Source organism: Marseilla massiliensis (genome assembly GCF_016899955.1).
Taxonomy (GTDB): Bacteria; Bacteroidota; Bacteroidia; order Bacteroidales; family Bacteroidaceae; genus Prevotella; species Prevotella intestinigallinarum.
Genome location: NZ_JACJJL010000033.1, coordinates 22,375 through 31,002 on the forward strand (window position 1 = coordinate 22,375; position 8,628 = coordinate 31,002).

7 protein-coding genes and 1 pseudogene are annotated in these 8,628 nt (G+C 52.2%); all 8 read right to left on the reverse strand.

Annotation, left to right across the window (positions count from 1 at the left end; all coding sequences use genetic code 11):
* Window positions 1-2 precede the first annotated feature (2 nt).
* Window positions 3-617: a conjugative transposon protein TraK gene (traK, locus tag H6B30_RS14290; protein ID WP_205111766.1), complete on the reverse strand. Its 615-nt coding sequence runs from the start codon at window positions 615-617 to the stop codon at window positions 3-5.
* A gap of 38 nt (window positions 618-655) precedes the next feature.
* The gene (locus H6B30_RS14295; RefSeq protein ID WP_204502561.1) at window positions 656-1,786 is read right to left on the reverse strand and encodes a hypothetical protein; all 1,131 of its coding nucleotides are present in this window, start codon (window positions 1,784-1,786) and stop codon (window positions 656-658) included.
* 4 nt (window positions 1,787-1,790) lie between these two features.
* On the reverse strand, window positions 1,791-2,642 hold the full coding sequence (locus H6B30_RS14300) for a phage antirepressor (protein ID WP_205111768.1): 852 nt from the start codon (window positions 2,640-2,642) through the stop codon (window positions 1,791-1,793).
* A 51-nt stretch (window positions 2,643-2,693) separates the two neighbouring features.
* Window positions 2,694-3,455, reverse strand: a complete 762-nt coding sequence (locus H6B30_RS14305) for a DUF5045 domain-containing protein (protein WP_439116972.1) — start codon at window positions 3,453-3,455, stop codon at window positions 2,694-2,696.
* A gap of 31 nt (window positions 3,456-3,486) precedes the next feature.
* Window positions 3,487-4,212 carry a hypothetical protein gene (locus H6B30_RS14310; protein WP_436835384.1) on the reverse strand — a complete coding sequence of 242 codons (726 nt, stop codon included), beginning with the start codon at window positions 4,210-4,212 and terminating at the stop codon, window positions 3,487-3,489.
* Between the two features lie 17 nt (window positions 4,213-4,229).
* Complete coding sequence (locus H6B30_RS14315) at window positions 4,230-6,797, reverse strand: hypothetical protein (RefSeq protein WP_205111770.1); 2,568 nt, start codon at window positions 6,795-6,797, stop codon at window positions 4,230-4,232.
* Window positions 6,798-6,803: 6 nt separating this feature from the next.
* Window positions 6,804-7,154: a hypothetical protein gene (locus H6B30_RS14320; protein ID WP_013619312.1), complete on the reverse strand. Its 351-nt coding sequence runs from the start codon at window positions 7,152-7,154 to the stop codon at window positions 6,804-6,806.
* Between the two features lie 33 nt (window positions 7,155-7,187).
* Window positions 7,188-8,549, reverse strand: a pseudogene (locus tag H6B30_RS14325) (TraG/VirB4 family ATPase); the annotation flags it as partial.
* Window positions 8,550-8,628 lie beyond the last annotated feature (79 nt).

Consider the following 8,628-nt stretch of genomic DNA (forward strand, 5'->3'; position numbering starts at 1 on the left):
ATTTAATAGTTGTTCTTCGCCCGTTGCTCAATGTCTTTGTTGAGCAAGGTACGCCAATTCACAATCAGCAGCCCATGCGGGTTGTTGTCCGTCCGTGGTACACGTTTCAGCTGCCCGGCTGTCACCAATTCACGCATCAAGATGCTGGTGCGCCGCTCGATGCGTTGCCGTCCATAATAGGTAAACTCCATCTTTTCCTTATCAAACTTGATGCTGTCGCAGAAAATGCTGAACACGGCACTCGTACCCATGATGTTGTTGTAGAATCCTTTTTCCTTCAAGGTGTTGTACTGCGCCAATCCCGTTTCATCCACTAAATACATCGCCTTCTCCATCGTGTACTGGATATACTTGTCGTCCGGTGCAAGGGTGAAGAAGTAGTGGTGGAACATTTCGACATGGCTGCGGGCTTCTACATCGAGCGTTTCTTCCATCGAGGTGCGCTGCACCAGTATCGGCACATTGCCGTCCAGCACATAGATTTTCTGCTGTGCATCGGCTACCATGCCCCTTGCCGTCCAAATGCTCGACAAACTGATGACCACGCATCCCATGATGACCGCCACACAGACAATCCCCACCAGTTTGATTTTGTTCTCCAAGTTTTTTATGACCATAATCTTAACAGTTATAATCGTTGTTCATTATTCTTCTTTTATCGCATCATCGAGTGCATAGCCCCGGTGGCCGACATTTTCGCCTGTTGCGCCACGCCCTCACCGAAGTTTCTCGTGCTGAATGCCGTGTCACCCTCCGGTATCATCCATGCCGCAAGGTCTGGTACAAGGTTCAAGCATTTCAATGCCACGATACTGGCCGCCATCAGGTAGCCCGCCGAGAAGAACGAGTTTTGCAAGTATGCCGCCATCGTTGTCTCGCTGGCGGTTATCGCCGTCAGGTTCTCCACTTGGATACACAATACGATGTCAAACAGTAGCAGCACATAGAAGCCCACGAAGTACAACATCGCCCCATAAAAATGTACCGTTAAGTACCTTGTCATCCATTTGGCCCAAGCCCCTTCCCATTTGGGCAACAGCGAGAAAGCCCATTGTATCGGGCCGAATATCGTCAGCATTCCAAGTAATATTTGCTGACAGTAAATGGTTGCCCACCAACCGATTCTATATACAATTAAGGCGATTACCATCACGATTTTATCCAGACAGACGGTCGCCCCGCTCACCAAGGAGGTGAACCACAGGCGGCTGGCATCTTTCTCCATTTCCGTCACTTCTTCGACACCCGTCTGTTCCATCGTCGATTCCACCAACGCCGGGTCCATCGTGCCCGAACGGGCAATGTCGGCTTGTGCCTGAAGGCTGGTGTACATGGTATCACGCACGTAAATGAGTTGCTGCACTTCCTCGAATTTGTCCGTAATCTGCAAAGCTTCAGCTTGGTAGAGGTCGTGGGTGTACGAGCCTATGGCGTTTGGGATATAGGACAGGAAGTCCAACACGCACCAACTGCTCCCGCTGTTGGTAATACCCGTGTCGGCGGGCGGATACCACCACGACATGATGACCGCCACCGCCAACGGCTTGAACAGTTTCATCACGTCCAATGGTTCTTTCTTCACCATCATCTTGTACGCCATGCCCGCCGCCATGATGATGGCGAACAGGGCAGCCAATGCCATGCACATCTGCAAGATCCACCAAAAGGGTCCCTGCGCCCCCGTAAAGGTGGCATCTGTCAGGAACTCGTTGGTCTGGAATATCACATCGTCAATCTCCTCTTCCAAGAGGTGGATGCCGAAATCCGAAAGTATATCGTCGCCCATGTCGTTATGCTGTCATTTCGTTATCTATTGGGGATTTCTCCCGTTCCATCACCGGCAGGATGCCGTCCGCTTTCAGTTTTTCATAAATGAACATCCGTCCTTTCTGCGTCCATTGGGTGCGCATCACCGATTTGCCACTCTCCAAGGAAAGTGTGGCGCTATGCACATAGCCCTTGTCCTTGTAGGCGGCATACAAAATCCATTGCTTGTTGTCCTTGTACTGGATGCCTTTCTCGTGCAGGATGGCATTCATTTTCCGTCCCGACATTCCATAGTCCTGCGCGATTTGTGTAATGTCGAGCAGTCCCTTGCATTGTAGCACCAAGTCCACATAACTGGTCCGCTTGCCCAATTCCTCTATCTGTTCCTGTTGTTGGCCGATTAACAGTTTTTGCTCCTCACACTTGGCTTCCACTTCCAGGCGGTTTTTCCGTTCCTCCTTAATGGCATTGGCCAAACCAATCAGGAAGTCCGGCTCCGTGACCACCCGCTGTAAGGCTGCATCGGTCAGATAGCCCCCGTGCTTGCGGATGCTCGGCAATACTTCCTCGCATACCCAATCCTGAAACTTCTCCGCTTCGGGCAGTTTGCTGCGCATCACCAAGCGGTAAACATCTGCCTCAGTTATATACTTTGTGGGTAGCATAACTACTGTACCATACTGATTTTCAGAGGGGGTTGTTAAAACTACAACCCCCTTACAGTGTATGCGGACAGCCTGTGGGGCATCTGAATACCCCAATGCCTTTGCCACATCGTTCCCTTTGAACAACACTTTCCCATTCTCCGTTTCTACGGTGTTGATGCTCCCGAACTGTGGGTGGTTGAACACCTGAATTGCATGATCCTTGCTCATTGTTTTATATGTATATATTGGTTATTGAATCATCTTTTCCCTGCTTTCGGCTTAATCCCCTGTTGCCCGCCAACCGGCCTCCCGCCAACGGTTCATCGCCGCTATGGCTATTTGTGCCCGGCGGTCTTCAATGGTAGCTGAAGCGTCCAACAACTCAGCGACCTTGGTGGAGTTGGCCAATCGCACCAAGTAGCGCACCAAGGTTTCGTTCTTGCGGAGAATGTCCGCATGGATGCGCAGATATTGCTTTTTCCGTTCAGCGTTCGGCATATAGGCATCCTGCACGGATTTCACGGCACAGAGGTACAGGCGGTAGTGCTCCCTCCAGTGTTCCTGCCCGTTGCCGCTTCCCCCGGCTTCAGCTATACGGCGGATATTGCGTTCGAAGTTCTCCAAGGCGGAATTAATCTTGTCGCCTTCCGCCAGCCATGCCACATCCAAGGGCACGCCGCTACGGTCAGCCACATTCAAGGCCTCAATCCGGGCACGTTGGGTCATGGCGGAATCCAACGCCTCGGCATCGTCAACCTGGTTGTACAGGTTGATGCCCGCCGCCGTGCGGAATCCCAATTTGTTCTTTGCCGCCGCACTTTTCTGGTAAGAGTTATGCAACAACTGGTAATACAGGCTCGGTGTCAGCGACCCGGAACCGATTTCAGCCACCGTGATTTGGTTCATCTTGGCATCGTCGTGGTTGTAGGTCACGCTTTGGGCAAGTGTCTTGGGCGCAACTCCGAACAGAGCCGCTCCTATACCTATTATTATATATGGCCTCCGTTTCATCTCAATTTTCTCATATTTGGTTTCCCGCATCTTGTTTTCATGTCTATGCTTCCATTCCCTTTCATCGGTTATACGGGTTCAGCCCGCAATCCCTCCACCGCCGGAAAGCCTCGTTCGCTATCTGCGACTTGTCCTTGGCCAGATAAATGCTTTCTTTCCAATACCCCATGCGGAGTTGGATATACCGCCACGTTTCAAAGTAGGCTTTGTTCAAATGCCGCTCGATGTTGTCCAGTCCTTGGTTGATGCTTTCCAATACCAGCAGCAAGTCCGAGGTGGAGCAAGCCGCCGCACCGGTGGCATACAATACCAAGTCGCTCATCGAGCGGTAGAGTTGCTTGCCGTCTTCTGCAATCCTTTCCACGCACCTTAGGCTGATGCCGATAATCAGTGTGTCATGCAGTTCCATCCTGTTCCGCTCCACCACTTTTGTATAATAGTCATTTAGTAAATCCTTGTAGTCCCCGACTCGGTCGCTCACGCTATTGTAGGTGGAATACACGTTGAGCGAGGTACGCAGCGACTGGTAGAGGATGTCAATGACATCAAAAGCCCTTGTGTACTTGTCCAAATCCACGTTCAGTTCCTTGAAGTCCACCGCCGCTTCGCTGCTGTATTCGTGCAGGAGTTGGTTGCTCAGTTCCAGTGTCGAACGGGCCAGTAACAGGCTTCGCTGTTGTTTGTGGTCATTTATATAGGCTTCCACTGAAACGATGTCAAAGTTCCATTGTGCCGACATCTCCAACGAAAACGCCGTCACCATCATCAGAAGGATGATATGCCTGATATTTCTTATAGCCAGCTTCATTCCGTTTCCTCCTTATTTTCATCCGTTTCCTCGTATTTCCCGTTGTAATCCACCGAGTGCAGGCTGTTCGCCGCGCCACGCAACCATCTGCGTCGGCATTCCTCCACCAGAGTAAGCCTGCGTCCCCGTTCCTCGTTGACAAAAGGCGCGACGTCCTTCAGCACGTCGATGATGCCGAGCTTGTAGTTCATCATCTTCTCCAAGGCAACGAGGTCGGCGTAGATGTTTGTCAGCCGGGCTTCCACCTGACGGGCGATTTCCAGCCGGTCGGATGCCCACAGCAGGTGGTAGGTGTCCGTGGTCGTGTCTTCCTCCACCGGTTCCGATTTCACATATTCCGTGGTGATTTCACACGAAGGGTATTGCCGGGCAATCTCCGACAGGCGGTCATTGACCAACGTTGCCTTTTCCGACTCGCTCATGGCCGGATCAAGCTCGATGATGTCCACCACTTCCGTGTCCGAATACTCCGCCGTCAGTTCCCAACTTATCTGCATAATGGCGCGGTGTATCTTGATGCCGAGGAAATACTTGGGCTTGCGGGCGATTGAAAGTGTGGCCTTGAAGGTAATTGTGCCGTTGATGTTCGGCGCAGTGGCTTCCCGCAGGTAGCTGTATCCGCTCCACCTGCCGTCACCCTGCCACGTCAGGCTATAGGCGTTCTTGCACTCCTGCATAATGGCGGGGATGCGGTAATAGTCATCCGTAGGCACGTCGTTCTCCGCCGCCGCTTCCTCCTTGGCTTGCGCCAGCTCCTCCTGCTTCTTCCGGATAGAGGACAGGTCGGATTCCAGCCGGGTGATTTCATCTTTGTTGCGGTTGTACTGTTGCCGCAAGGAGGCTGCTTCTTCCACCGTGGCCGATGCGATTTGTTTCACCAACTCGGCGTTCTCGGCTTCCAAGGCATCTATCTGCGACTGCAAGGCCGCCGCTTCCGCATTGTATTCGTTTTCCAGTTCGTCCAGACCGGACAAATCCGGTTCGTCATCCCCGGACACGGTAGTCTGCATGGCGCAGTCCTTGGAGTGGCTGTTCAGACTACCGCCGCAGGTGCGGCACTTGTATTGGGTGCTTCCGCTGCCCAATGTCACCCCGTCATGGCAGGTCACGCTGACGATCACGCTCTCGCAACCTTGTAGCCTAGCTTCGTCCGTGGCCTGGTAATAGTGCTTGGCATCGTAGCCGATAACATACACATGGCCCTCCTCGTTGTCGTTGAACTCCGACAATCGGGCGTTAAGTTGCGCCTTGAAGGTATTCAAATCCATCTTGTAGGAATCGAACACGTCTTCATACACCACTTCCTCGTGGTTCCAGCTTCTGGTTACTTTTATGCTGTAAGCGTATGCCTTCTGTATCAGTTTGCTGCCCCGGTTGATGTTGTAAGCGGAGCGATAATAGCTGATGCCGTAGGTATAGCCGTCATTCGCCCGGTTCATCTGCTCCACCTGCGCCCTCGACCAGCCGGCATACCGTTCCGAATTGCTGAGTATCTGCTCGGTCTGTGCGTTGTTAGGATAGAAGCCGGCATCGGAAGTGTTGAAGCGCGTCCACTCTCCGCCGTAAATTATGCTGTTGTCGTCCGTGGGCGGCGTATAGTCGCACAGGGTTTCCGTGCCGGCATCCCTGCGGTAAATGTACCACCGTTGGGTGTAGTATTGCCCGGCCGCTTCTTTCAGGTAGTCGCTTATCCACGAAGTCAGGTTGTAGTTGCCGGTCTGGAACAGGCTGGCCACTCCCTCCGGTTCTCCGACCATCGAGAGCAGCGTATTGCCCACGGAATGTTCCATTTGTCCGTACAGGTCGTAAGCATTCCCGGCCACTCGTGCAATGTCGCTTATCTTCCCGTTCAGCAGGTCATGAAAACTGCTCCCGCCCAGAATGGCATCAGAAAAATTGTCCGCCCCGGCCTGAGCCAGTCCCACCCCCATGTTATACAGGTTGTCAATGTCCGTTTCCAGGTTTTCCTTGGTGAAATTGTGCCGGATATTGCCCAGATCGTCGAAGAAGGCATCCCAGTCGATGCCGCCGCTTTCCGACAGTTTGAACAATGGGGCAAACTGCGGGGCGATTTCCAGGAACACTACGTCCCGGAACGACAATGTGCCGTTCGTCACCACCGATTCAAATTGCATACAGAGGGCCTTTACCTCGGCGCAGACTTTCATCAGGTAACTGCCCCAGTACAAGGCTGTCTGCGGGGAATGGAGCATCTGGCCTGCCACCGTCCAGATCTTCGGCATGATTTTCGCACTTACGAGGTTATAGATGCGGCGGTAATAGTAGTTCTCCGTACCGTCGCTCCAAATACACAGTTCCGTCAATGCCTTACGGTCGAGGTATTTTGACAGGAAGATACCCGCCGCAGCCACTTCCGCCGCGTTGTATTTGTCGAGTATGTCCTTCACCTGCTCGGTATAATAGGCTTCCGTGGCCGTTTCCGTGGCATAGGCTGCCGCCATCGCCGCCACGGTCTTCTTGTCGTAGTTGACACGCACGTACTGTGCTTCCGCCAAAAGGACGGAAGCACAGGCGCATACCAATAGGACAAGAAGTCTTTTCATAGATTATCAGGGCTTGATGTTTGTATTGTTCGGGTTGTTGCCCGGATTTTCATTCTTCCCTGTTTTCATGTCCCGGTCAAGGCAAAGCGAATACTCCCCGGAACACCATTGCTGGTCGGGGGCTTTGTAGGTGATGTAGCCGCGTTCCTGCAATTCCTCACTGGCAGTCAACACTCCCTTTACGCTGAATCCCCTTACTTTGCACAGCAGGCTGGCAGGATGCACATAGAACACGTCAGGTTTCTTCTCGTTCTCCCACACATAAATGAGGTAGAAGAACAACACGGTGGCCTCTTTCGAGAAGTTGCTGATTTCGTTGGCCTTCCAAAAGTCGTGGATGAATTTTTCTGCTTCCATAATGTCGATTATTTGTAGATGATTATTGTGTGATTACTGAATGGTTTTCCGACGGTTCCGTTCCAGATGCAGCACACGGCCTGCCTTGTTCACCTCCTGGGCGAACGCCAAGGACTTGTCGATGCCCGAAAGTTGCCAATCACGGCAATAGGCTTCAATGGCCTCCTGATGGCTGCATCCCAATTCCCGCTTGTAAAGTTTCAGGGCTTCCTTTTCAGCCCGCTCCGTAGTGTAGGTCATGTAGCATTCCCTCGGTTCTTCCACGCCGTACACCTCACTGGCCGTGCCACGACGTATGAACACCTCCCGGAAGAAACTGCGTCCGTCTTTGTTCTCCAAGCGGTTGATGGTGAATATCTTCTTGCATTCCACATCAGTCAGGCCGAGTATCGCCTTGATGCCGTCGAAACGCTCCTTGAACTTGCTTTGGTCGAGCAGCATCACCACATCGGAGTTGTTGATGATGGCCTCCTTCACGATTTCCGACCCGATGATGTCCTGTATCTCCTGCGTCACCACGCCAACGCTTGCCCAGAACTTGCGGGCGGTCTTGTACATGAACTTGATGTACTCGGCCATCAGCGGAGAGGCGATGGCTTTCCACGCTTCCTCAATCACCAAGACTTTGCGGTTCTTTTTCAGGCGCATTTTTTGCAGAAATACGTCCATGATGATGAGCGTCACGATGGGGAAAAGCAGCGGGTCATCTTTTATCGCATCGATTTCGAAGACAATGAAAGTTTCATCGAACAGGGTGCCGTCCATTTCCTCGTTCAGCGTCTTTTCGTGGTTGCCGCCTCGGTAAAAGTCCTTCATCATGTAGCGGTAGGTGGAGAGGTCGATACCCGCAAGGTTGTTCTCGTGGCAGATGTCGGGAATGCGCTGCACGGAGTATTCATAGAACGTGTTGAACGAAAGACCCTCCACCTTCAGCTCCTTACGGCGGCGTTCTATCTCGTCGATCTCCCTTTCGATGCGGGCCAGCCGTTCCTCTTCCGTTTCCCTGCCATCACGAGAGTTGTTGCGGTCGTCCACCAGCAGGCTCTTACGCAGGTCTTCCCGCTGGGGAGGGGTGAAGCCGTCAAAACCGTTGAAATAAACGTCATAGTATTCGGTGATTACTTGGTCGATGAGCCTGTCCTCCGTCTTGCTGACCGTGCCCTGGGAGCCTTTCCATATCAGTAGCACAAGGTTTTTCAGGAAACCGGTCTTTTCCACATTCAGTTCTTGGCGATTGATGCGGAAAGGGTTCATGGTGATAGGCTTCTCCTCCGTATAACTGATGTACTTGCCGTTCAGGTATTCGCACAGTCCCTCGTATGAGTTACCCGTATCGACCATCACCACGTCCGTATTTTGTTCGTGCAGCTGGCGCACCACGCTGTTCATGTGGAATACATATGAGAGAGTATTTATAGTTGATTATCAGCGATATAAGAAAATATCGGTACAAAAATAATCGCTGTAAGAAACA

Coding starts and splice junctions, on each gene's coding strand:
- traK (WP_205111766.1), bottom strand. CDS start 617: ATGGTCATAAAAAACTTGGAGAACAAAATCAAACTGGTGGGGATTGTC.
- H6B30_RS14295 (WP_204502561.1), bottom strand. CDS start 1,786: ATGGGCGACGATATACTTTCGGATTTCGGCATCCACCTCTTGGAAGAG.
- H6B30_RS14300 (WP_205111768.1), bottom strand. CDS start 2,642: ATGAGCAAGGATCATGCAATTCAGGTGTTCAACCACCCACAGTTCGGG.
- H6B30_RS14305 (WP_439116972.1), bottom strand. CDS start 3,455: ATGCGGGAAACCAAATATGAGAAAATTGAGATGAAACGGAGGCCATAT.
- H6B30_RS14315 (WP_205111770.1), bottom strand. CDS start 6,797: ATGAAAAGACTTCTTGTCCTATTGGTATGCGCCTGTGCTTCCGTCCTT.
- H6B30_RS14320 (WP_013619312.1), bottom strand. CDS start 7,154: ATGGAAGCAGAAAAATTCATCCACGACTTTTGGAAGGCCAACGAAATC.